Here is a 24600-nt window from a genome sequence, read left to right on the forward strand (position 1 = left end):
CTTATGTATATAAAAAAAATTCTTTGGGCAATAGCCCTTATTGGTCTTGTTATCTTTGGGATTATAGCCTACTACATTTATGGTGCTATGTTTCAACCCAATACCGCATTTAGTAACGATACTGCGCATATATATGTGCAATCAAATGCGAATTATGATGATGTAAGGAAGCAGTTAGAGCCGCTTTTAGATGACATTAATTCGTTCGATGCTCTGGCAAGCCAGAAAAAGTATACAAGTAATATAAAGGCAGGCCGTTTTGCTATCTCAAAGGGAATGAATAATAACGACATTATTAATTCTATAAGAAGTAAAAACTTACCAATTAAAATTTCTTTTAATAATCAGAATAGTTTAGCTGATTTAGCAGGAAGAATAAGTACTCAAATTGAAGCAGATAGCGTTGCTTTACATGCTGCCATGACAAACGCAGCGTTTTTAAGAAAAAATAAATTTACGGAGGCTACAGCTTTAGGTATGTACCTTCCTAATAGTTATGAGTTTTTTTGGAACACATCTGCTGAAGGATTTAGAGATAAAATGTTAAAAGAATATAATCGGTTTTGGACAGAGGCTCGCAGAATTAAAGCAAAAAAGTTAAAGCTCACACCAAATGAGGTTATGACTTTGGCTTCTATAGTTTATGAGGAATCTAAACAAAAAGAAGAACAACCAATAGTAGCAGGATTATATTTAAATAGATTGCGAATAGGTATGCCATTGCAAGCGGATCCCACTTTAAAATTTGCAGCTTACCAATTACCAAAGTATAAAAACACTATCATTAGACGTGTTTTGAATATACATATGGAAATAGAATCTCCATACAACACTTATAAAAACTTAGGTTTACCGCCAGGATTAATTGCTATGCCAGATCTTTCTGCTATCAACGCAGTACTAGATTATGAACGTCATAAATACCTTTATATGGTTGCAGACGCAAAGCGCATTGGTTACCACAAGTTTGCTAAAACGCTCGCACAACACAATGCTAATGCGAGATCATATCACAGCTATTTGTCGTCTCAAGGTATTAATCAATAAATGTTGAAGTGCTCTCCTTACTGCGTAGTCTTAGTACTAATTATATCTAATTCAGTTTTTTCGCAATCTAAACTGGACAATTTTTTAAAACCAAGTGATACCTTAAATAAATTTAGAAGAAATACTGTAGTTATTACTGAGGCCTCATTAGCATCACTTACATTATTAGGTCTAGATCAATTATGGTATGTGGATTATCCGCGTTCAAAATTTAAAACCATAGACGATAGTAGTGAATGGCTTCAGATGGATAAAATTGGCCATGTATTTTCATCTTATCAACTTGGACGTATAGGAGCTAGTGCATTAAATTGGGCAGGTGTTGATGCAAAGAATCAATTAATTTATGGATCTACTTTAGGTCTTGGTTTTTTAACCGCAGTAGAAGTTATGGATGGTTTTTCGGAAGAATGGGGGTTTTCTTGGACAGATATGGCGGCTAATGTTGCTGGTACAGGATTGTATGTAGGCCAAGAATTACTTTGGAAAGAGCAACGCATTGTTTTAAAATATTCCTTTCAAAGGACAGAATTTGCCAGAAAACGACCAGATAAGTTAGGTAATGGTTTTACAGAAGAATTTTTAAAAGATTATAACGGCCAAACCTATTGGTTGAGTGCTAACATTAATTCATTTTTAAAAACGGATTATATACCTAATTGGATAAATCTAGCATTCGGTTATGGTGCTGATGGGATGTTAACTGGAGATGCCAACGATCCTTTATTTTTAAATCAAAATAGAACGCGACAATATTACCTAAGTTTAGATATTGATTTAACCCGAATTAAGACAAAATCTCAAGTCTTAAAAACTATATTTGACGTTTTTAACGTGATAAAGATCCCATTTCCAACAATAGAGCTTAGAAGCAATGGTCGTTTAAAGGCCCATTATATCTACTTTTAATAACTTTTAACAAAGCTTAACATCTTGATTATCAATAATTAAATATATGTTGTATATTTGCACGCGAATTTAGTAAAGTTATTTGGGGGAATATTTTACTATAAAAATTTAGCTATTATGAATAAAAATAGTGTTAAGAATTTTTTATTACCCTTTGCAATCTGTTTATTAATTGCTTTAGCATTATACCCAGATTCAACTGTTAATCTCGATCAATATTCTACCGAAGGATTAGAGCTTAACTATCATATTTCAGAAGAATTAGCAATGGCTCCGGAGCCCATTAATATTCAGAAAAACATATTCACACCTCACTTAGGGAAATCTTTTGAAGGTTTTAAAGAAGCACTAGCTTTTAAAGAATCTAGAGGGAATTATTTTACTGTAAATACTTTAGGGTATTTGGGTAAATATCAATTTGGAAAAGAAACTTTAAAAATGATTGGTATTTATTCGCCAAATCAGTTTTTAAAGAATCCTGAATTACAGGAAAAGGCCTTTTTTGCAAATACAAAACGTAATAAATGGGTGTTGAGAAAAGATATTAAGCGTTTCGAAGGGAAAAGTATTGGTGGTGTTAAAGTTACTGAATCTGGTATATTAGCAGCTGCACATTTGGCTGGTCCAGGAAGCGTTAAGAAGTTTTTAAGAAGTTATGGGAGTAGTAATTTCTCTGATGCTTATGGCTCTTCAGTAAAATATTACATGAAAAAGTTTTCTGGGTATGATACATCTATTGTAACTCCTAACAAAAAAGCTAAGGCAACCCCTTAATCTTTTTGGATAATAAATATTGTTGGTCGTTTATGTAAATCTTCTTTATTATGTTTCCACTCTTTTGCTGGTTTGGTTCGTATAAACTCTGAAGGTAGAGTAAGGTCACATGCAATACATACGCGTGTGTTAGGTTGTAATACAGAAGCTAAATCATCTAGCATTTTCATATTCCTGTAAGGTGTTTCAATAAATATTTGCGATTGGTTATGCTCAAAAGATATACGCTCTAATGCCTTAAGCTTAGATTTTCGCTCACCTTTATCTATAGGTAAGTAACCATTAAAGGTAAAGCTCTGACCGTTCATACCCGAACCCATAAGGGCAAGTATAATTGAAGAGGGACCAACAAGAGGAATAACCTTTATCTCCATATGATGAGCGAGTCGAACAATATCTGATCCAGGATCTGCAATTGCAGGGCAACCAGCTTCTGAAAGTAAACCGATAGATTTACCTTCTAAACATGCATTTAAATATGTGTTTCTCTCAGCTTCAGTGGTGTATTTATTCAATACTTTCATAATTAGTTTTGGCTGAGATTTATTTGCGGAAACACGTTTTATAAATCTTCGCGCAGTTTTTTCGTTCTCTACAATATATATATCTATCTGCTCAATTACTTTCTTTATTGAAATAGGTAAAACTTCTAATGGTGGATTATCACCTAGTCGTGTTGGTATTAGATATAGAGAACCTTTGGTCATTTATGTTAATTAACTACTAGTTTTTTTACCGCTTCCTCGCCATTATTAGAGGTAACCTTAATTATATAGATTCCACTTTTTAGATTTGCAGTACTGATGCTTTGAATAGTTTCAGTATTTCTGCTTATAGTTTGTATAACTTTACCTTGAATATCAAAAATGAATATTTCTACAGATCCTAAAGTCTGAAATGAAGAAAAATCTAAATTAACTTCATTTATAGAAGGATTTGGGTAGATAGAAAATGTATTGATATTATTATCATCTAATCCTAAACTATCGTTATCTATAATTTTGTAGATATTTCCACCTAAAGTAGAAAAATAAATTTCTCCATTTACATCTTCACCAAAAGCTACAGGACCACCTAAAGAAAAAGGTTCTATTGTCATATTCCAACTTCCGTTTTCGAATCTTAAATATCCAATATCTTGATTGCATATATCTGAAAAGAAATATAATCCTTCCAAACCTGGATGTTCAGTGCCTCTATATCTATATCCTCCAGTGATAGAACATCCTCCTGTAGTGTTATGAGTGTATTGTGCCACAGGAAAGGTTAGTGTCGTATCTCCGTTACATTCTGAGGCGTTACCGTTATATTCACTATTACCTTCGTAGCATCTCCAGCCATAATTTAGACCAGCTGAGGTAGATGGAGCACTATTAATTTCTTCAATTTCATTTTGACCAACGTCAGCAATCCAAACATCTCCAGTGGTTCTATCAAATGAAAACTTCCATGGGTTTCTTAGACCATATGACCATATTTCATCACTAGCTGAAGCATTGCCGACAAACGGGTTATCAGCAGGAATTGCATAAGGATTCGCAACTGTAGAATTATTAACATCAATTCTTAACAACTTACCTAGTAGATTAGTTAAGTTTTGAGAGTTATTTAGAGGGTCACCACCAGAGCCACCGTCACCAGAGGAAATGTAAAGATAGCCATCGGGTCCAAATTGTAGTTCTCCACCATTGTGATTGCTAAATGGCTGAGCATACTCAAGGATTTTTAATTCTGAATTAGAATCTGCAATTGATGGATTAGTTGCATTTCTAGAAAATCTAGAAATTACGGTATCTCCAGAATTATTAATATAATTAACAAATAAATAACCATTTGAAGCATAATTAGGATGAAATGCCAAACCAAGTAGACCTCTTTCACCACCAGAATCACTTACTATAGCATCAATATCTAGGAAAGGAGTGCTTTGTACAGTACCATTAGCGTTAATGATTTTAATGCGTCCAGTATTTTGTTCGGCTATAAATAAACGATCATCACCAGCATGTTTTATATTCACAGGTCTGTTTAGTCCAGATGCGAATAATTCTGTGTCTAAATCTTGAGCAAAAGAAAATGAAATAAATAATAAAAATAGAAGTGCAACTATATCTTTCATAACAATAAATTTGAGGACGTTCTATTGTAAAAATAAGAAATAATTACCCAACAGTTTAAATGTGTTATAAATGAGTTGCTTTTAGTTTTTTTGAAATTAACTCAGAAGTCTCTTCAATTAAGTTAAAAACCTTTTTAAAATCTTCTAGTTCACCATAATATGGATCAGGTACATTTTTGTTAGTGTTAAACCTATTTTCTTCGAGATATAAATAGACCTTACCAATGTCTTTATTGTGTCTTGCTAGGCTAATTATGTTTGTGTAGTTAGAGTGATCCATAGCATAGATATAGTCAAATTTATCAAAGTCTTCGACCTTAAATTGTCTAGCGTTTTGAGAACTAATATCAATACCTTTTTCTTTAGCAACAATTATTGACCTATAGTCAGGTTTATTTCCAATATGATAAGCTGCAGTACCGGCAGAATCTACAAAAAAATTAATCTCTGGAAGTTTTGATTGCAAGATACCATGAGCTAACGGCGATCGACAAATATTGCCTAAACACACCATTAGAATATTAATCATGAATTTTAAAATTTATAGGGCTAATTTTTTAGCTAAATCTTCAACATATTTTCTGAATTGCTTATCTGTTGAAGATAAATTATCTACCGTCTTACATGCGTGTAAAACAGTCGCATGATCACGTTGACCAATTTGAGAACCAATACTAGCTAATGAGGCTTTAGTATATTTTTTGGCAAAAAACATGGCCAATTGACGCGCTTGTACAATATGACGCTTACGAGTTTTAGACTGTAATGTACTTACATCCATTTGGAAATAATCAGAAACTACTTTTTGTATGTAATCTATTGATACTTCACGTTTTGTATTCTTAACAAACTTTTCTACTATGTCTTTTGCTAGATTTATGGTAATTTCTTTCTTATTAAAAGATGACTGAGCTATTAAAGAAATAATAGCACCTTCTAATTCTCTAACATTTGTTTTGATATGTTTTGCTACATATTCAATAATTTCTTCAGGCATTTCAACACCATCTCGATAAAGTTTATTCTTTAATATTGAAACTCTTGTTTCAAAGTCTGGTGTTTGTAATTCTGCAGACAATCCCCATTTAAAACGCGATAATAAGCGTTGTTCAATATCTTGCATATCTACAGGAGCTTTGTCACTCGTTAAGACAACTTGTTTTCCATTTTGATGTAAATGATTGAAAATATGGAAGAATACGTCTTGTGTACCAGACTTGCCAGACAAGAATTGTACATCATCAATAATAAGAACATCTATGATTTGATAGAAGTGAATAAAATCATTTCTATTATTTTTCTTTACTGAATCTATATATTGTTGTGTAAATTTTTCAGCAGAGATATATAGTACTGTTTTCTCAGGATATTTATCTTTAATATCTACACCTATCGCATGGGCCAAATGTGTTTTACCTAGGCCAACTCCACCGAAAATTAAAAGTGGATTAAATGAGGTGCCGCCAGGTTTATTTGCAACGGCAATACCAGCGTTTCTTGCTAATCTATTTGAATCTCCTTCTAAGAAGTTTTCAAAACTATAACTTGGATTTAATTGAGATTCAATTTTCACATTTCTAATACCAGGAATAATAAAAGGGTTTCTTAACTCTGGACTTTTATTATTAAAAGGAACATCAACATCTTGTGACTTTACAGGTGATCTATTAGAACTTGGTATTTTTTCTGTGAAAGGTTGTTTGTTGCCATAAGTGTTTTCCATCTTAATGACGTAAACCAATTTAGCATCTTCACCTAATTCCTTGGTCAGAGCTACTTTTAAGATCTTTACATAGTGCTCCTCTAGCCATTCGTAGAAAAATTTACTAGGAACTTGGATGCTTAGTGCGTTAGTAGATAGTTTAACAGCAACGATAGGTTCAAACCATGTTTTATAAGCTTGTGGTTGTATATTATCTTTAATAAAAGCTAGACAATTTCCCCAAACAGATTGCGCTGTTACCTCCATACGTTAAGTTAAGTTATTATTGTTAGTTAGTTAGCAAAAGAAAAAAGAATAGTAGTTTCTATTCGTTTTAACAAGACAAATATGTGAACAAAATTCTTAATAAAAAAATCATTTTTTATCGAATTTTAAGAATTTTTTCACCATGTTTAATTCGAAATTAAAATTACAACTTTTTTCTAAAAGCGAACTTTAAATATATGAATTTTAACGAAACTAAAATTAGGGTGAGATATGGTGAGACAGATCAGATGGGTGTGGTTTACCATGCGAATTATGCTGTTTATTTTGAAGTTGGTAGAACTGAATGGTTACGCCAGTACGGCCTGAGTTACAGGGATATGGAAGAAGAAGGGATTATGTTGCCGGTTATTTCGCTATGCGTAAATTACAAAAATTCAGCACGTTACGATGATGTTGTTAAAGTAAAAACTATGCTAAAAAAAATGCCTACTGCATCAATAGAGTTTAATTATGAATTATGGAATGAATCTGATATTTTACTTGCTACTGGTAACACAATTCTTGCATTTATAGACGTCAAAAAAAATAGACCAACTCGCTGTCCGAAATATCTTTTAGATAAACTGCAAGATTACTCGTTATAATTCATTAATTTCTATACCGAAAAATTGATTAAAAAGATCAAAGATTCTAGAACTGTTACCTTTTCTGACAGATATTTCCAACAAACAATTTAACTCTAACGTCTGTTTGTTTATTTCTACCTGATTTTCTTTTAGAATTCTCATTACTTTACTCATATTTTTATATTCAAATTTTAGCTCAAAATCTATATTAATAGTTTTTTCAACTATTTCTGAAGCTGCTAAAGCCAATTGAGCACCTGTTCTATACGCATTAATTAGACCTCCAACACCTAATTTTATACCACCATAATACCTGATGACTACGACTAGGATGTTTGTAACACCAAAAGATTGAATTTGACCGTATATTGGCATGCCGGCTGAATTATTAGGTTCTCCATCATCATTTGCTCTGTAACGGATGTTATCTGTTCCTAGTTGATAAGCATAGCACCAATGTCTTGCAGCATAATGTTCTTTTTTTAAATTTTCTAAATGGGTTTTTATGTCTTCTTCTTCCTTTACATGAAAAGCATAGCCGTAAAACTTACTATTCTTGTCCTTAAATAAATCACCCTTAGAGGTTTTAAGAATTGTTTTGTAAGTATCTTTTGAATCCATTTATGTTAAGGTAACTAGTATTATTGATGTAATAGCTACACTAATTCCTATCCAATTTTTCTTAGAAATAGACTCCTTAAATAATAGTAAGCCTATTAGTGTAGAAAGTGCCACAATAGATACATTATTGATAGTAAAGACAGAAGAACTTTCAAAACTACCTGCACGTAAGGCTTTTAATAAAAAGTACATTGAGCAATAATTAACAAGACCTAGCGCAAAACCGAAAGGGAGACTTTTAAAGTTAAATTGAGATTTTGCTCTTGTATAATTAATACCGATAATTAGCATTCCCAAAAGGCCAGCAATACCGAATATTATGGACAAAAATAAAGGCATATTACCTTCAGGTGCAAAGTGGTTAACACTTGTATCTATAATACCAGATCCTAGAAATAATAAAATAGGTAAGTAAATAGACTTACTCATATCAGAATTTTCCTTTTCTTTTACCGATGTTAAGTAAACAGCAATTAAAGCCAGAATTATACCTGTGATTTTTTGAAACCCTACACCTTCATTATATATGTAAATACCAAATAATATTGGGATTATCACACTCATTTTACTGGCTACAGAGGCAACAGAAAGACCATTTCTCTGTGCTGTTAAAGCCATGACATTAAAAATTGTAATAAATAAAAAGCCGAGTGCTATTGCGGCATAAAACCAATTGGTCTGTATAATTGTTGTGCTATTGATTTTTCCATCATAAAGAAGGTACCCAAAAGTGCATGCTGTGATGTAATTGAAAACAATTGCTTGTAGAGTATTAACCCTATACTTTTTAAAAAGCTTGAAAAGCACAAATATTGCAGTTGAAGAAAGAACACTCAGTAAAAGGTATATCAAAATAAATCTTTTTTGATTGAAAATAAATTAACGACGTCTTCTTTTGTTTCATCAATATTCCAAATAGAAAAGCCTAATTTTTTTGCCATGTCAGTATTATCTTTAGTATCGTCAATAAATAAGCATTCCTTAGCTATAATCTTGTTTTCTCGTAGAACAAATTCAAAAATATCCGCATTAGGTTTTCTTAAATGTATCTGTTGTGACAAATAAAAAACATCAAAATAAGATTTAAACTCCTCATAAAACGGAACTTTCTGTTTTATGAAGTCGATATGCATGTCATTAGTGTTGCTTAATAGTATTAATTGATAGTCTTTGTTTTGAGCTAAGGTTTTAATAAAATCCAAGCGATATTTAGGGAAATCTTTTATAATATAATTCCAAGCTTTGACTACTTCAGCTTTATTTAAATTCGGGAATTTTGATAAATAGAATTGTATAAATTCTGAAGTGGAAATTCTTCCGATTTCATACTGTGTATTCGTATCTATCATTTCACCTTCAAATGTATCTAATCCAAAAAGATCTAATGCATTTTCCATAGCACCAACTTTATCTAAATTGATAAATACATCACCAAAATCGAATATTAATGTTTTAATCTTTGACATAAATACTTAATAGATCATTTTTAATGATTGTTTCCGAAATAAGTTTTCCATTTATTTTTGGTGCTTTTACACCATCCTTAAATTCAATATTACCGGTGAAAATACGAGCCTCATCCCAAAGTTCTTCATTTATAAACGTTTGTAGTGTTTTTGCGCCGCCTTCAATGATGATAGAATTTATATTGTTATCGTAAAATAATTTAGCAATCTGAAATGCTATAGGCTCATTAAAATCTACGTTTTGTTCATTTATAATAAAAGTTTCGACTTCAGTGTTAAAAACATTAAAAGTAAGATTCAATTTTGAAGTTCTATCAATTACAACTCGAGTAGGATTGTTCCCTTTCCAGTCTCTAACTGTTAAACTCGGGTTATCTTCTACAATGGTATTTGTTCCTACTAAAATAGACTGTTCTTCAGCACGCCATTTATGAACTAATTGTCTAGAGTATCTATTTGTTATCCAAACAGGTTTTTGTTCGTCTTTTGTAATAGGTGCGATAAATCCATCTTTAGTTTCTGCCCATTTTAAAATAATATAAGGGCGTTTTTTAGTATAAAATGTAAAAAATCGTTTGTGGTGTATTTTGCATTCTTGCTCTAAAACACCAATGGTTACTTTGCAACCTGCAGCTTTTAATTTGGCAATTCCTTTACCAGCTACTTTAGGATTATCGTCTACACAGCCTATAACAACTTTAGGGATTTTGTGTTTTATAATTAAGTCACTACATGGTGGAGTTTTACCGAGATGACTGCAGGGTTCTAGTGTTACATATAGTGTACTTTTTTGTAAAAGTGATTTGTCTTTAACAGATTTAATGGCATTGACTTCTGCATGATGACCTCCGTAAGTACTCGTAAAACCTTCACCTATAATAGTATCGTTATAAACTAAAATGGCACCAACCATTGGGTTAGGTCTTGTAGCACCTAAACCATTTTTTGCAATCTGTATACAACGTTGTATGTGTGTCTCGTGGATGGTCAATTATAACTTTATTTTAAGGTCTTGAGTATCGTTCACTTTATAAGTAGATGAGTAGCCGAGCACTTTATACTTAATAACTCCTTTATAATGAACTTTTAGATTTTGTGAAATGAGGCTTCCTAATAAACCACCTAAACTTTTTTTGTCTATTATACTATCAGTTGCTACTGCTACTACTAAAGGAATTTTAAAATCTTTTTTAGAAGGTACTTTAAATTCATCTGAAACTATAGTCGCAACTTCTGTCTCGTTAATATAAACTTTCAATTCATCTGTTTTTAATACTCCGCCAACATCATTTGGGTTAATAAATAGAGCATCTGCTTTTAAGGTAATTGACTTTAAATTAGAGTTTATCACTTTAATGTTTTCAAGGCCAAGGAATTCTGGTTGTTCATTATACGTACAGTTGAAAACTAGTGTAAAAAATATCGAAATGAATAGTAATCTCTTCATCATAAAATAGGAATTATAACTATCTTGAAACCGAAATAAATTCAGTATTAAAACAAAATTTAAGTGCGTAAAGATACCATTGTTATTCGAGAAATTGAACTCAAAGACAACGCTAAAATTGCAGAGGCAATTCGTTCAGTTTTAATAGAAATGGGTGTACCAAAAGTTGGTACAGCTTACGAAGATGCCGCATTAGATTGTATGACGGAGACCTATGACCAACCTCGTAAAGCATATTTTGTGGTGCAATACGGTGAGACTGTTTTAGGTGGTGCAGGAATAGCACCATTAGATAACTATGAAGGTAACGTCTGCGAACTTCAGAAGATGTATTTTATGGCAGAAGCCCGAGGTAAAGGTATTGGCAGTGATATGATGTCTAAGTGTTTAGCGTTCGCAAAAGCTTCAGGATTTGATCAATGTTATTTAGAGACTTTGCCCTATATGAAAGATGCAAGAAAGTTGTATGGAAAAGTTGGTTTTAAAAGTTTAGATAAGCCATTGGGTAATACAGGACATTATTCATGTACGGAATGGATGCTTAAAGATTTATAAGGTGTTATTAAAAGAAATTCAAAATATATTTCATAAAGAATTAGATGTTAATTACGGTGAAGATGAAGTTAATAGCCTCTTTTTTATATGTGTAGAGTACTATTTAGATTTACCTCGATTTCAGCTGGCTTTACAACCAGAATTCACAATTAACAAATCAGAAACTGATACTTTTTTTAAGGTATTAGAAGATTTGCATCAACAGAAACCTATACAATATATAATAGGTGAAACTGAATTTTATGGATTAACTTTTAAAGTAAATAAAAATGTTTTAATTCCTAGACCCGAAACAGAAGAGTTGGTAGACTTAATAATTAAAAGTCAAACAGAGCGTGGTCGCAGTGATATTGAAAGCAGCGCTATGAAAATTTTAGATATTGGCTCTGGCTCTGGTTGCATAGCTATTTCACTTGCAAAGCATCTCCCAAATGCAGAGGTTTATGCATTAGATATAAGTAAGGATGCTTTAAAAATTGTAGAACAGAATGCAAAATTAAATAACGTGGATATACATGTTATTGAAGCCGATATTTTAATAGATGTTAATTTTTCTACCTGGGAAGATATTTCTCTACGTCATAAAGGATTTTTATTTGATATCATAGTATCTAATCCACCTTACGTGAGGCATCTAGAAAAAAAGGAAATTAAACCAAACGTTTTAGACAACGAACCGCATCTAGCATTATTTGTAGAGGATAATAACCCACTTCAGTTTTATAAAGCAATTACAGAATTTGCGGTTAATAATTTAAAAAAACACGGCGAACTTTATTTTGAAATTAACCAGTATCTTGGTGAAGAAACAAAGTCTTTATTAACAAAACCCTTTTTTGAAGGTGTTGAATTACTTAAAGATTTAAATGGCAATGATAGAATGTTAAGAGGCATTAAATTATAAATAACTTTATATTAATAGTTTCCTTAAATGGTAAGTAATTAATAAGGCATATGAAAAGTATATCAGTATTTTGTGGCAGTAGTGAAGGTAATGATTCCAAAATTATTTCTGAAGCCTATTCTCTCGGAGCAACTTTGGCAAAACAAAACATCGCTTTAGTTTATGGTGCGGCTAAAATTGGTATTATGGGAAAGGTTGCTCAAGGCGCAATAGATGATGACGGAAAGGTCATTGGTATTATACCTGTCTTTTTAAAAACAAAAGAAATTGTACACAAAGGACTAACAGAATTAATTGTTACCGAAAATATGCATGACCGTAAGATATTAATGTACGAAAAAAGCGATGGGTTTATAATTATACCAGGAGGTTTCGGAACCATGGACGAGTTTTTCGAAATTACAACTTGGGGACAACTGGGCTTGCATACAAAACCAATTGGGATTTTAAATACCAATGGGTACTATGATGCATTGATCGCACAATGTAAAATGATGGTAAAGCGTGGTTTCCTAAAGCAAGAAAATTTAGAAGCTGTAGTTATTGACACAACTATAGATGGATTAATAGAAAAAATGAATAATTATATACCATTACCAGCACCGCAATGGTTAAATAAAGACGGACTTTAGAATGAGTATTGAGCAAAACATAATTGATTTAAGAAACGAACTACGTCGCCACAACTATAACTACTACATTTTAGACAATGCAAGTATTAGTGATTACGAGTTCGATATAAAACTTAAAGAACTTCAGGCTTTAGAAGATGCAAATCCTGAGTTTTTCGATGCTAATTCACCTACACAACGCGTAGGAGGTGCAATAACTAAGAATTTTAAAACAACGGTTCACGATTTTAGAATGTACTCTTTAGACAATTCGTATTCTAAAGAGGATCTACTCGATTGGGAAACCAGAATTAAAAAAATGGTAGATGGCAAAGTGCAATATACTTGCGAATTAAAGTATGATGGAGCTTCCATGAACCTTACTTACGAAAACGGAAAATTACTTAGAGCAGTAACACGCGGCGATGGAGTACAAGGGGACGAAGTTACGGCTAATATTAAGACTATAAATACAGTACCTCTTCAGCTAAAAGGGGATTTTCCAGATCGTTTTGATATAAGAGGAGAAATCATTTTACCAATACAAGGTTTTCTTAAAATGAATGAAGAACGTATTGCAAATGAAGAAGAGCCTTATAGAAATCCAAGAAATACCGCTTCTGGAAGCTTGAAATTACAAGATAGTTCTGAGGTTGCTAAACGACCATTAGAATGTTTGTTGTATAGTATCAAAGGTAATAATCTAAATATATCTACTCAATATGAGGGATTAGAAAAAGCAAGAGCTTGGGGATTTAAAGTCCCAAAAGAAGCTAAATTGGTTAATTCTATTGATGAAGTTTTAGAATATGTAGAATATTGGGATAAAGAACGTCATAATTTACCTTATGAAATAGACGGTGTTGTTGTAAAGGTTAATAGTTTGTTTCAGCAAGATGAATTAGGATTTACAGCTAAAGCACCACGTTGGGCAATGGCTTATAAATTTAAAGCAGAGCAAGTTTCAACAAGACTTAATGAAATTACGTACCAAGTTGGGCGTACAGGGGCAATTACTCCTGTAGCAAACTTAGAACCTGTAGAGTTGGCTGGTACAACTGTAAAACGTGCTTCATTACACAATGCAGATCAGATTGAAAAGTTAGATATTAGAGAAGGTGATGAGGTCTTTGTTGAGAAAGGGGGAGAGATCATTCCAAAAATCATCGCTGTTGATTTAACGAAACGCCCAGAAAATTCTGTTTCTACTAGTTATATACAGTTTTGTCCAGAATGTGAAACTCACCTAGAACGCTTAGACGGTGAGGCTAAACATTATTGTCCCAATTATAATGGCTGTCCACCGCAAGTTGTTGGAAGAATTCAGCATTACATATCTCGAAAGGCTATGGATATTGAAGGTTTGGGAGGGGAAACCGTAGCGCTATTAGTTAAAGAAGGCTTGATTAAAGATTATTCTGATTTGTATGAGTTAACAGTTGAGCAAGTTATTCCGCTCGAGAGAATGGCAAAAAAGAGTGCTGAAAACTTAATAAATGGAGTCGAAGCTTCTAGGCAAATTCCTTTTGAGCGTGTTCTATTTGCATTAGGTATTAGATACGTTGGAGAAACTGTGGCTAAGAAACTTGCAAAGCATTATAAATCTATTGATGCTTTAATGTTTGCTTCGATTTTAGATCTAGTCACTGTTGATGAGATTGGTGAACGTATTGCTGAAAGTGTTGTCGATTTCTTTTCATCTGAACAGAATAGAAAAATTGTTGAACGTTTAAAAACTTTTGGGTTACAATTAGAAATTTCGGCAGATAAACTAGCAAATCAGACTGAAATATTAAAAGGAATGTCAATTGTGGTTTCTGGAGTATTTGAAACGCTTTCTAGAACTGAACTTAAGAAACTTATCGAGGATAATGGTGGAAAAGTGTCTTCATCCATTTCATCTAAAACAACTTATCTCGTTGCTGGAGATAAAATGGGTCCTAGTAAACGCGAAAAGGCAGAGAAATTAAATGTTGAAATTCTATCTGAACAAGACTTTTTAAATTTATTGAAATAAATTCCTACAGAAAAACATGTATTTCATCGATAAAATGCTTTTTTTTATCGTTTAATTGTAAAATTATTATATGTTTGATGTTAATAAGGGATTAATTAATGTTAGTAAATAAATTTTTAAAAGTAGTATTACTTCTACTTGGTGGTATTTTTATTTTGTTTCAGGGTTTTGCACTCGAAGCGGAAGGTGCAATCGTAAGTACTATAATGCTGGTGTTACTCACCATACTTTATCATCGATTCACAGAAAATAAAACTAAATATTTCCTTTGGTTCTTAATTATTTTTACGACGGCCCATTTTTGGAGTCTTTTGTCATGGTATTTGCCCGAAATTCCCGCAAGTAAAATTGATTACCATTATTACGGCGCTAATATACTTTACATTATTTCTTACATTTTCCTGATTGTAAAAGTACTCGTCAACCTTAAGTTTAGAGAGGTATTTGCAGAACTCTCAATACCCATAATAATACTCTTAATTTTGGATGTTTTTTGTGTTGTAGTTGTAACTGATACTGCTGAAGGTGCATTGTCATTTTCGCAATATATACTCGAGTTTATTTATAACAGCGTTATTATGGCTTTATTGTCTTCAGCCTTAATAAATTACATGTACAGAAATGATAATAAATCAATGCAATTTTTAATAGGTTCTATCTGTATCGTATTTTCAGAAATAATTCAACTCGCTTATTACTACATATTATTGGATGATCAAAATTTAGGTTTAATTTACTCTTTCTTTTTAGTTGTAGCTTTTTCATTCTTTTATGCGCAATCACAGTTGCAATTTACAGGACCGATTCCGTCTTATTTAGATGAACAATTAGAAGAAGTCTAAGTTCTTTTGTTTAAAAAAGGTATGTTTTTTCGCTGCGAGTAAAGAATTATTCCACTTAAAACAAAAGTTAGAATAGCTGTGTAAAATAGTACGCCACCATCTTCTTTTACTTCAATACCAAGTTGTGTAAGATGCATCATTATTGCACCACCAATTAGACCTAAAGTTAATGCCGCACCAGCCCATATTGTTTTTGGTATTAATAAAAGAATACCGGCTATAAGTTCTAAAACACCAATACCAATCCTTCCAAAGGGTTCTAAGCCAACAGTTTCAAAAATGTAAACACTGTCGGGATGTGCTGTAAACTTAAAACGAAGTGTTTGTATAAGTATTATCGCAACGATAACACGAAGAGCTAAAATAGTTTTATTAGAATTCATTTTGTTTGGCTTTGTTCTAATGGTTAGACGTAAATGACCAAATTACTTACAAATCAATTAGACGATAATAGTAGTACCTTCAGATTTTGTTTCTTTACCCGCTTCAAAATAAAAGTCAATCTTGCCAAGATATAAACCATATGCACCAACTTGATTTACTAGTACATTTTTCCCAATACTATTCTTTTCTATAGTGGGTTTTGGTAAAAACGTATGAGTGTGCCCTCCTATTATTAAATCTATATCCTTTGTGGCTTTAGCTAAGCTTAAATCGCAAACTCTGTCGGGTTTATTTTTATAATAATACCCAATATGTGATAAGCAAATGACCAAATCACATTGTTCATCTTCTTTTAAAATTCGAGACATGTCTTGTGCAATCTCAATAGGATAGTTGTATACGGTTTCTTTAAACATATTTTTGTCTACCAGTCCGTCTAATTGCACTCCTAGTCCAAAGATTCCGATTTTAATACCATCTTTAATAAAGGTCTTGTAAGGTTTTACATGAGTATCCATTACGGTATTTGAAAAATCGTAGTTGGCAGAAACAAATTCAAATTTGGCATGTGGCAGTTGTGCAAACAATCCATCAATTCCGTTATCAAAATCATGATTTCCAATGGTGGCTAAATCATAATTAAGCATACTCATAAGTTTAAATTCTAGCTCACCTCCATAATAATTAAAATATGGTGTTCCTTGAAAGATATCACCAGCATCTAATAAAAGTGTGTTTGGATTTTCTTTTCTTATCGAATTAACAAGTGTAGCACGTCTAGCTACACCACCTTTATTTGCATTTCTTCCATCTTCTGGTCCAAACGGGTCTATATGGCTATGCACATCATTAGTATGCAGAATAGTTATTTTTTTTGTACTAGAAGAAAAGGATTGTAGTCCTATGCCACTTAAACCTAATAACGCTGTGGCTGCCGTTGATTGTTGTATAAAATTTCTTCTTTTCATTAAAATTATATTTTACTAATTATTTAATTTAATAAAACGATTGTCACGCTTTGGATTAAGTGTGTCTTTCTTTTTAAAATAATCTATAAGTACATTTCTAATCTTATAATCTAACACATATAAACTGTCATTAGGGTGGAAAAAAGTCATTCTGTCTCCACCATTATATAAGTAGTCATTAGTGGCGACGTAATAATATTCATTGTTCTTAATTTCTTTGTTATTTACTGTCACAGATTTTACGGCGTCATTATTGCTTACTGTCAATTGAAACTGCTTAGAAATGGGGTGTGCACGCTTCGCAGCGGCTAAATATTCTGCTAGTTTCTGTACCTGTGTACCTTTTAATTTAACTACGACAACTGAGTTTTCAAACGGCATAACTTCATATGCTGTCCTAGTAGTAATATTACCTTTTGAAATTATAGAACGAATACCGCCATGATTTAGCAGAACAAAATCAATATGTTTACCGGTTCTTTTATTAAAAATTATATCACTTTCACTCTGCACAGCGTCTGCCATTAAATTACCAATGGCTGTATTAAGGTCTCCATCAGATTTAGAATAGGTCTCTATTGCATAAGAAATAACGCTATCAAGATTTTTATTTACGTTTTCGCGATAAGGTCTAATATAGTTTTCTATTGAAGAATCTGAAACTATTTCTTCATTAATATCTAAACGTTTTCCTTCAATTTTAGATAAATGAGTATCATTATTGCATGAAAAAATAATAAGAATAAAGCTTAGCTTAAATATGTGTTTAATAGTCATTGAATAACTTATATCTTGTTAACAAATATTTGTGAGTGCTTTTATTAAATTTGCACAAAGTCGAAAGATAAATGATTTTAAAGGCATTTAAAGGAAAATCAAATCAAAAATATGTAAACAATTTGTTGGCTTTGCGTAAAGCTACGGTAAATACTAATAAAGTAAAGACTGTTGCTGTATTATTAAATGCTAACGAATTTGATGATTTTGAGATGTTTAACCAATTTTTTAAAGAATTGAACCTTACATCTCCTAAGCATAAAATTATTGCATTTACTTACGATGATAAATTTGTTGCTAGCCAATGGGAAACGTATTTTAGCCCAAAAGATTTTGGTTGGAAAGGAAAAATTAACAATGTCGACTTACAATCTTTTATGGACGAAGAATATGATGTTCTTATCGCTTATTATAAAGGTTCTGTATTAGAATTAGATCTAATTACTGCCAGCTCTAAAGCAAATCTTAAGGTTGGATTGAGCAGAACTGATGAACGCCTTTATGATTTAATAATAGACGTTGATCCTAAAGAGACAAAAATTTTTAAAACAGAATTCACAAAATATTTAAACATTTTAAATAAATTATAATGACTCAATTTATAGGCACAGGGGTTGCTTTAATAACACCATTTAATAAAGATTTAAGTATCGATTTTGATGCTTTAGAACGTTTAGTAGAACATAATATTAAGAATGGTACGGAATACTTAGTTATAAGTGGCACTACAGGAGAAAGTGTAACAGTTACACCAAATGAAAAGAAGGAGTTGGTTAAGTTTATTTCAAAGGTTAATAATAAAAGATTACCGTTAGTATTAGGTATTGGAGGTAACAATACTGCAGCAATTATTAATGAAATAGAGGCTACAGATTTTTCTGATATTGATGCAATTTTATCAGTATCTCCATATTACAGTAAACCAACACAAGAAGGCATTTATCAGCATTTTAAAGCTATTGCAGAAGTATCGCCTAAACCAATAATTTTATATAATGTACCGGGAAGAACGGCTTCTAATGTAACGCCAGAGACTACACTGAGACTAGCTAGAGATTTTAACAATATTATAGCAGTAAAAGAAGCTGGTAATAATGTACACCAGTATTTAGAATTATTGAGAAATAAACCAAAAGACTTTCTTGTTCTATCGGGAGATGATGATTTAGCTTTAAGTGTTGCTTTAGCAGGTGGATCTGGTGTTATCTCTGTTATTGGTCAAGCCTTACCTAAAGATTTTTCTGAAATGATTCGTTTAGGGATTAAGGGGAATGCTAAAGAGGCGTATAAGCTGCACTTTAAACTAATGCCAATAACAGGCCTTATATTTTCTGAGAACAATCCAGCTGGTATTAAAGCAGTGTTAAACGAATTAAAAATTTCCGATTGTTATGTCCGTTTACCTTTAGTAGAAGCAACCAATAAGCTTAAAATTGATATTGCGGAAGCATTAAAGGTTTTTGTTTAAAAGTTAAACTTAGTTTAAATTGTATTTATGGCTCAAAACAAGACTTATTTTAGCGCATAATATTTGTTTTTTAAATCCGTTAATAATGCGTACTTTTGCATCCTGTTTAAAATTTATGAAAAAAGGAATTTACATACTATTTATTGCTATTACATTGATTTCTTGCAGTGATTTTCAGAAAACTTTGCGATCTGAAGATTCTGCCGCAAAATTTAAAATGGCTACTGAGTTATATGAAGCTGAAAAATGGAGTAAGTCTTACCGTCTTTTAAATCAGATTTTACAGAAATACAGAGGGAAACCACAGGCAGAAAAGCTCACTTTTATGCATGCAATGTGTTCTTACCAGTTAAAAGACTACTACATTGCTAGTTACCACTTTGATAAGTTTACAGATATCTACCCACAGAGCGAGAAGTTAGAAGAAGCGGCGTTTTTAGCTGCTAAAGGTTTCTATTTTAATTCGCCTGTATATTCTAAGGAGCAAAAAGAAACTATTGAGGCTATTGAGAAATTACAGTTATTTGTAAATTCTTATCCAACGTCACAATTTTTAGGTGAAGCTAATACCCTTGTTAAAGAACTAGATTTTAAGTTAGAAAAGAAAGCCTTCGAAATCGCTAAACAATACGACTTAATTAAAGATTACAAGGCTTCTGTTAAGTCATTTAATAACTTTTTATTAGAGTTTCCAGGAACCAGCTTAAGAAACGAAGCAATGTTTTACAGATTAGATGCTGCTTACAATTTAGCTACGTTGAGTATAGATTCTCTTAAGGAACAGCGCTTAATTGATGCCATAACTTATTATAAAGCATTAAAAAAGTCGTTTCCAAATTCTGAGTATATGGAAGATGCGAATAGAATGAAAGAAGAGTTACAACAACAATTAGATACGTTTATTACAAAAAGTTAATCATTTATAGAGATGGATTTAAAAAAGACCGATGCACCAGTAAGTACAATTACTTACAACAGAAATGAAGTTGATGCTGCTACAGATAATATATACGAAGCAATATCTGTAATTTCAAAACGTGCAGAACAAATTAATACTGATATAAGACGCGAGTTAATAGATAAACTAGAAGAGTTTGCTACATATAACGATAGTCTTGAAGAAATTTTTGAAAACAAGGAGCAAATTGAAGTTTCTAAGTTTTATGAAAAATTACCAAAACCACATGCTTTAGCTGTTAAAGAGTGGTTAGATGATAAAATTTATCATAGAAATACTGAGGATACTCAGCCAGAGCACTAAACCTTAGATGTCTATTTTAAAGGACAAACACATTTTGTTAGGCATTACCGCAGGTATTGCCGCATATAAATCTGCTACTTTAGTACGATTATTTATAAAAGCAGGCGCTAACGTAAAAGTTGTTATGACGCCTGCTTCAAAAGATTTTATTACTCCACTTACGCTTTCAACCCTTTCAAAAAACCCAGTATGTTCTTCATTCATAGATGAAGAAGATGATAGTGGGCTTTGGAATAATCATGTAGATTTAGGCCTTTGGGCTGATTACTTTATTATTGCGCCAGCGACCGCAAATACCATGTCAAAAATGGCAAACGGTGGCTGCGATAATATTCTTTTGGCAACATACCTTTCAGCTAAATGTCCTGTGTATTTTGCTCCTGCAATGGATTTAGATATGTACAAACATGAAACTACAAAGTCGTCCTTTGCAAAATTAACTTCTTATGGAAATAAAATGATTCCTGCAGGTACAGGAGAATTAGCTAGCGGATTAGTTGGTGAAGGACGAATGGCTGAGCCACAAGATATAATTAAATTTGTTGAAAAGGATATTTTAAATCAATTACCTTTAAATGGAAAGCAAATACTTATTACAGCGGGTCCTACTTACGAGGCGTTAGACCCTGTTCGTTTTATAGGAAATCACTCAAGCGGTAAAATGGGTTTTGAGATTGCTAATGCAGCCGCTAATCTAGGTGCAAATGTAGTTTTGGTTACAGGTCCAACGCATCAAAAAAGCACGCACAGCTTAGTAGATGTTAAACCTGTAGTTAGTGCACAGCAAATGTATGACGAGGTTCATAAACACTTTGAATCTTCAAGTATCGCAATACTTTCGGCGGCCGTAGCAGATTATAGGCCAAAAACAATAGCTAATCAGAAAATAAAAAAGAAGGATTCGACGTTTAGTATAGAGTTAGAAAAGACAAAGGATATTTTAAAATCTTTAGGAGAGATTAAAGTTCATCAATTTTTAGTAGGCTTTGCCTTAGAAACTAATAATGAATTAGAACATGCAAAAGGCAAGTTAATTTCTAAAAACTTAGACTTAATTGTTCTTAACTCTTTGCAAGATAAAGGTGCTGGTTTTGGCGTATCGACAAATAAAGTTACATTTATAACATCATCTAATGATATTATAAAACATCAGCTTAAAACTAAGGCAGAAGTTGCTGAAGATTTAATAAAACAGATATTAAAACAATTACATGCGTAACCTATTATTACTTTTTAGCTTATTATTTACATCAGTGGTTCTTTCTCAAGAATTAAACTGTAGCGTTAACGTTATTGCACAGCAAACAGGTAATGATAATAACGTCGTTTTTAAAACCTTAGAGAAACAACTTAATGAGTTTATTAATAATACACAATGGACCGAAAAAGCCTTTGCGCAAGAAGAACGAATTAATTGTAGTATGGTTATTAATGTAACCAACTATGAGAATGACAGGTTTAATGCAACGCTACAAATATCTTCCTCTAGACCAATTTATAATTCTACATATAGCTCTCCAATATATAATTATAATGATAGAGATTTTAATTTTCAGTACATAGAATTTCAGAATTTAGTTTATAACCCTATTCAGTTCGAATCTAATTTAATATCAGTATTAACCTTTCATATTCAAATGATATTAGGTATGGACGCAGATTCTTTTTCACCTAATGGAGGTGATGATTATTTTGCTCAAGCTCAGAGAATTGTTAATTATTCGCAGCAGATCAATGGACAAGGATGGAAATTGGAAGATGGTTTACAGTCTCGTTTTGCGTTAATAGATAATTTATTATCTCCTACATTTAAAGAAATAAGAGCAACAATGTATAACTATCATATTGGTGGGTTGGATCTTATGAGTGAAAGTGCTAAAAAAGGAAAGACTCAGGTAATAGCATCTTTAACAGAGCTACAAAAAATTCATAAAAGAAGACCAAACTCTTATTTGTTACGCGTTTTCTTTGATGCAAAATCTGATGAGTTAATGGATATTCTATCAGGAGGGCCTAGTGTAAATATAACAGATGCTGTAGATATTTTAAATCAAATAGCGCCAATGCACTCACAAAAATGGAGGAAGATTAAGTTTTAATCAATTCTTATAATTTTTTTGTTTGTCATTCTGAATACAATTCATAATCTATATTTTTGTTTAAACTAATCACTGATTTTTGCTAAGAACACTTTACATAAAAAATTATGCCCTTATAGATGAATTAAATGTTCAATTTAATAATGGTTTTACCATTATTACAGGTGAAACGGGTGCTGGTAAATCTATTCTATTAGGTGGCTTATCTTTAGTTTTAGGAAAACGAGCAGATTTGAGTCAAGTAAAAAATACTGACGAAAAATGTATTATAGAAGCTAGTTTTGATATTGCAAACTACAGTTTAAAGACACTTTTTAATTCACTAGACTTAGATTATGATGTGCAAACCATAATTAGGCGAGAAATATTACCTTCCGGAAAATCTAGAGCATTTATTAATGACACACCTGTAACTTTAGATAATTTATCTAAGCTGAGTAATTACCTTATAGATATTCATTCGCAACATCAGACCCAACAATTAACCGAGGACGATTATCAATTTCAGGTTATTGACGCATTAGGTGAAAATAACTTGAATTTAGAGTCCTATAATAAATTATTAGTTGATTATAAATTACTAAAACAATCTTTGGAGGAATTAAAAATATCTAAATCAGAAATGATTAAAGAGTATGATTATAATCTATTTCTTGCAAACGAATTAAGTGAAATCGATTTAGAATCTATTAACCTTCAGGAGCTAGAAGCACAATATGAAGAACTCAATAATATTGAAGTAATCGAAGATAAATTAGGAAGTTCTAGAGCGATTATAAATGCTGAGAATTTAGGTGTTATTGATCAAATTAATAAAGTAAAACAAGAGCTTTTAAAAATATCGGGCTTTGGAAAGTCATATGAGAATTTAACAGAAAGGGTGGTAAGTGCAGGTATAGAGTTAGACGATATTTTATCTGAAATTGATAATCTTGAGGAAAGTTTAACAACTGACCCAGAAGCGCTCAACCTTATTAATAAAAAGCTACAAATTATAAATAACCTATTTCAAAAACATTCGACGTCCAATGTTGAAGACCTCATAGAAATTAAGGTTACACTACAATCTAAAATTTCGAATACAGAAAGTTTAGATAGTACAATAACAGAGCTCGAAAAAGAACTTTCACAATTAGACGAGAAATTAGGTGTAGCAGCGCTAAAAATTACTAAAAAGAGAAAAGAAGCAATCCCTGTTCTTATTTCTAAATTAGAGCGTATGTTGACAGAATTAGGAATGCCAAACGCTAGATTTAATATAGAAATAGAGCCTTTAAACGATTATAATTTAAATGGAAAAGACAATTTAAAGTTTTTGTTTATGGCCAATAAAGGTTCTAATTATAATGAATTAAAAAAATCTGCTTCAGGTGGTGAATTATCAAGAATTATGCTAGCTATAAAAGCAATTCTTGCAGAATACATTCAACTACCTTCGATTATGTTCGATGAAATTGATACAGGAGTATCTGGTGAAATTTCAAATAAAATGGGTGATATTATGAAACAGATGAGCAATAAAATGCAAGTGTTTTCTATAACACATTTACCGCAAATAGCAGCTAAAGGAAATTCACATTTTAAGGTTTATAAAACTGACGTAAATGATATAACACTTACTCAATTAAAACGATTAGACGAGGATGAGCGTATAGTAGAAATTGCGCAGATGTTAGGAGGTATTAATATTACCGAATCTGCAATGGCTCATGCCAAACAATTATTGAATTAATACTATATTTACACAACTATTATAATAACTGACTAACTAAAGA

Annotated in this window: 28 protein-coding genes; 16 read left to right on the forward strand and 12 right to left on the reverse strand. The window is 31.9% G+C overall.

Annotation, left to right across the window (positions count from 1 at the left end; genetic code table 11):
- The first annotated feature begins 3 nt into the window (after positions 1-3).
- The 3 genes from mltG (at position 4) to ACFWU4_RS08210 (ending at position 2730) form a co-directional block, all read left to right on the forward strand.
- Complete coding sequence (gene mltG / locus ACFWU4_RS08200; RefSeq protein ID WP_411126672.1) at positions 4-1047, forward strand: endolytic transglycosylase MltG; 1044 nt, start codon at positions 4-6, stop codon at positions 1045-1047.
- Positions 1048-1956: a DUF2279 domain-containing protein gene (locus ACFWU4_RS08205; protein WP_411126674.1), complete on the forward strand. Its 909-nt coding sequence runs from the start codon at positions 1048-1050 to the stop codon at positions 1954-1956.
- A 117-nt stretch (positions 1957-2073) separates the two neighbouring features.
- Positions 2074-2730 carry a peptidoglycan-binding protein LysM gene (locus ACFWU4_RS08210; RefSeq protein ID WP_411126676.1) on the forward strand — a complete coding sequence of 219 codons (657 nt, stop codon included), beginning with the start codon at positions 2074-2076 and terminating at the stop codon, positions 2728-2730.
- On the opposite strand, the gene ACFWU4_RS08215 is transcribed toward ACFWU4_RS08210, so the two are convergent.
- The 4 genes from ACFWU4_RS08215 to dnaA all read right to left on the reverse strand — a co-directional run bounded on the left by ACFWU4_RS08215 (position 2727) and on the right by dnaA (position 6818).
- A complete protein-coding gene (locus ACFWU4_RS08215; RefSeq protein ID WP_411126678.1) occupies positions 2727-3437 on the reverse strand; it encodes an SAM-dependent methyltransferase in 711 nt (236 codons plus the stop codon). The genes ACFWU4_RS08210 and ACFWU4_RS08215 overlap by 4 nt on opposite strands.
- Before the next feature lie 5 nt (positions 3438-3442).
- Positions 3443-4849, reverse strand: a complete 1407-nt coding sequence (locus ACFWU4_RS08220; RefSeq protein ID WP_411126680.1) for a PQQ-dependent sugar dehydrogenase — start codon at positions 4847-4849, stop codon at positions 3443-3445.
- A 64-nt stretch (positions 4850-4913) separates the two neighbouring features.
- Positions 4914-5378 (reverse strand): low molecular weight protein-tyrosine-phosphatase, encoded by a 465-nt coding sequence (locus tag ACFWU4_RS08225; RefSeq protein WP_411126682.1) that lies wholly within the window; start codon positions 5376-5378, stop codon positions 4914-4916.
- Between the two features lie 12 nt (positions 5379-5390).
- The gene (gene dnaA, locus ACFWU4_RS08230) at positions 5391-6818 is read right to left on the reverse strand and encodes a chromosomal replication initiator protein DnaA (RefSeq protein WP_411126684.1); all 1428 of its coding nucleotides are present in this window, start codon (positions 6816-6818) and stop codon (positions 5391-5393) included.
- 197 nt (positions 6819-7015) lie between these two features.
- Here dnaA and ACFWU4_RS08235 point away from each other — a divergent pair, with 197 nt between their 5' ends.
- Positions 7016-7423 (forward strand): acyl-CoA thioesterase, encoded by a 408-nt coding sequence (locus ACFWU4_RS08235; protein ID WP_411126686.1) that lies wholly within the window; start codon positions 7016-7018, stop codon positions 7421-7423.
- On the opposite strand, the gene ACFWU4_RS08240 is transcribed toward ACFWU4_RS08235, so the two are convergent.
- From ACFWU4_RS08240 to ACFWU4_RS08260, 5 genes are read right to left on the reverse strand one after another with little or no spacing between them, the layout of a single operon-like run.
- Positions 7418-8026, reverse strand: a complete 609-nt coding sequence (locus ACFWU4_RS08240) for an IMPACT family protein (protein ID WP_411126688.1) — start codon at positions 8024-8026, stop codon at positions 7418-7420. The two genes, ACFWU4_RS08235 and ACFWU4_RS08240, sit on opposite strands and share 6 nt — an antisense overlap.
- Complete coding sequence (locus tag ACFWU4_RS08245; protein ID WP_411126690.1) at positions 8027-8878, reverse strand: EamA family transporter; 852 nt, start codon at positions 8876-8878, stop codon at positions 8027-8029. It lies immediately after the preceding gene.
- Positions 8875-9492: an HAD-IA family hydrolase gene (locus ACFWU4_RS08250; RefSeq protein ID WP_411126692.1), complete on the reverse strand. Its 618-nt coding sequence runs from the start codon at positions 9490-9492 to the stop codon at positions 8875-8877. The genes ACFWU4_RS08245 and ACFWU4_RS08250 overlap by 4 nt, the downstream gene beginning before the upstream one ends.
- On the reverse strand, positions 9479-10483 hold the full coding sequence (gene ribD / locus ACFWU4_RS08255) for a bifunctional diaminohydroxyphosphoribosylaminopyrimidine deaminase/5-amino-6-(5-phosphoribosylamino)uracil reductase RibD (protein ID WP_411126693.1): 1005 nt from the start codon (positions 10481-10483) through the stop codon (positions 9479-9481). Before ribD ends, ACFWU4_RS08250 begins: the two co-directional genes overlap by 14 nt.
- Positions 10484-10942 carry a hypothetical protein gene (locus ACFWU4_RS08260; RefSeq protein ID WP_411126695.1) on the reverse strand — a complete coding sequence of 153 codons (459 nt, stop codon included), beginning with the start codon at positions 10940-10942 and terminating at the stop codon, positions 10484-10486.
- Between the two features lie 60 nt (positions 10943-11002).
- Between ACFWU4_RS08260 and ACFWU4_RS08265 the strand changes: the two genes are divergently transcribed.
- The 5 genes from ACFWU4_RS08265 to ACFWU4_RS08285 all read left to right on the forward strand — a co-directional run bounded on the left by ACFWU4_RS08265 (position 11003) and on the right by ACFWU4_RS08285 (position 15868).
- Entirely contained in the window at positions 11003-11494 is a 492-nt protein-coding gene (locus tag ACFWU4_RS08265) for a GNAT family N-acetyltransferase (RefSeq protein WP_411126697.1), read from the forward strand.
- A gap of 1 nt (position 11495) precedes the next feature.
- On the forward strand, positions 11496-12398 hold the full coding sequence (gene prmC, locus ACFWU4_RS08270; RefSeq protein ID WP_411126699.1) for a peptide chain release factor N(5)-glutamine methyltransferase: 903 nt from the start codon (positions 11496-11498) through the stop codon (positions 12396-12398).
- 50 nt (positions 12399-12448) lie between these two features.
- Positions 12449-13030, forward strand: coding sequence for a TIGR00730 family Rossman fold protein (locus ACFWU4_RS08275; protein WP_411126701.1), 582 nt, complete (start codon positions 12449-12451; stop codon positions 13028-13030).
- A 1-nt stretch (position 13031) separates the two neighbouring features.
- Positions 13032-15026, forward strand: a complete 1995-nt coding sequence (gene ligA, locus ACFWU4_RS08280) for an NAD-dependent DNA ligase LigA (RefSeq protein WP_411126703.1) — start codon at positions 13032-13034, stop codon at positions 15024-15026.
- A gap of 98 nt (positions 15027-15124) precedes the next feature.
- Entirely contained in the window at positions 15125-15868 is a 744-nt protein-coding gene (locus ACFWU4_RS08285) for a hypothetical protein (protein WP_411126705.1), read from the forward strand.
- Here the strand turns inward: ACFWU4_RS08285 and ACFWU4_RS08290 are convergent.
- Genes ACFWU4_RS08290 through ACFWU4_RS08300 form a run of 3 tightly spaced genes read right to left on the reverse strand, consistent with a single transcriptional unit; the run spans position 15865 to position 17997 of the window.
- Positions 15865-16251, reverse strand: a complete 387-nt coding sequence (locus tag ACFWU4_RS08290) for a DoxX family membrane protein (protein WP_411126706.1) — start codon at positions 16249-16251, stop codon at positions 15865-15867. The two genes, ACFWU4_RS08285 and ACFWU4_RS08290, sit on opposite strands and share 4 nt — an antisense overlap.
- Before the next feature lie 57 nt (positions 16252-16308).
- Positions 16309-17220 carry a bifunctional metallophosphatase/5'-nucleotidase gene (locus tag ACFWU4_RS08295; protein ID WP_411126708.1) on the reverse strand — a complete coding sequence of 304 codons (912 nt, stop codon included), beginning with the start codon at positions 17218-17220 and terminating at the stop codon, positions 16309-16311.
- Between the two features lie 15 nt (positions 17221-17235).
- Positions 17236-17997 carry a 5'-nucleotidase C-terminal domain-containing protein gene (locus ACFWU4_RS08300; protein ID WP_411126710.1) on the reverse strand — a complete coding sequence of 254 codons (762 nt, stop codon included), beginning with the start codon at positions 17995-17997 and terminating at the stop codon, positions 17236-17238.
- A gap of 71 nt (positions 17998-18068) precedes the next feature.
- On the opposite strand from ACFWU4_RS08300, the gene ACFWU4_RS08305 reads away from it, so the two are divergent.
- The 7 genes from ACFWU4_RS08305 to recN all read left to right on the forward strand — a co-directional run bounded on the left by ACFWU4_RS08305 (position 18069) and on the right by recN (position 24557).
- Complete coding sequence (locus ACFWU4_RS08305; RefSeq protein WP_411126712.1) at positions 18069-18587, forward strand: DUF6913 domain-containing protein; 519 nt, start codon at positions 18069-18071, stop codon at positions 18585-18587.
- Positions 18587-19465, forward strand: coding sequence for a 4-hydroxy-tetrahydrodipicolinate synthase (gene dapA, locus ACFWU4_RS08310; RefSeq protein ID WP_411126714.1), 879 nt, complete (start codon positions 18587-18589; stop codon positions 19463-19465). The genes ACFWU4_RS08305 and dapA overlap by 1 nt, the downstream gene beginning before the upstream one ends.
- Positions 19466-19580: 115 nt before the next feature.
- Positions 19581-20381 (forward strand): outer membrane protein assembly factor BamD, encoded by an 801-nt coding sequence (locus tag ACFWU4_RS08315; RefSeq protein ID WP_411126716.1) that lies wholly within the window; start codon positions 19581-19583, stop codon positions 20379-20381.
- A gap of 12 nt (positions 20382-20393) precedes the next feature.
- Entirely contained in the window at positions 20394-20726 is a 333-nt protein-coding gene (locus ACFWU4_RS08320) for a DNA-directed RNA polymerase subunit omega (RefSeq protein ID WP_411126718.1), read from the forward strand.
- A 7-nt stretch (positions 20727-20733) separates the two neighbouring features.
- Entirely contained in the window at positions 20734-21945 is a 1212-nt protein-coding gene (coaBC, locus tag ACFWU4_RS08325) for a bifunctional phosphopantothenoylcysteine decarboxylase/phosphopantothenate--cysteine ligase CoaBC (protein ID WP_411126720.1), read from the forward strand.
- The gene (locus tag ACFWU4_RS08330) at positions 21938-22825 is read left to right on the forward strand and encodes a DUF4835 family protein (RefSeq protein WP_411126722.1); all 888 of its coding nucleotides are present in this window, start codon (positions 21938-21940) and stop codon (positions 22823-22825) included. The genes coaBC and ACFWU4_RS08330 overlap by 8 nt, the downstream gene beginning before the upstream one ends.
- Before the next feature lie 79 nt (positions 22826-22904).
- Positions 22905-24557, forward strand: coding sequence for a DNA repair protein RecN (recN, locus tag ACFWU4_RS08335; protein ID WP_411126723.1), 1653 nt, complete (start codon positions 22905-22907; stop codon positions 24555-24557).
- The last annotated feature ends 43 nt before the right edge of the window (positions 24558-24600 follow it).

It is taken from the genome of Winogradskyella sp. PE311, from assembly GCF_046545555.1.
Taxonomy (GTDB): Bacteria; Bacteroidota; Bacteroidia; order Flavobacteriales; family Flavobacteriaceae; genus Winogradskyella.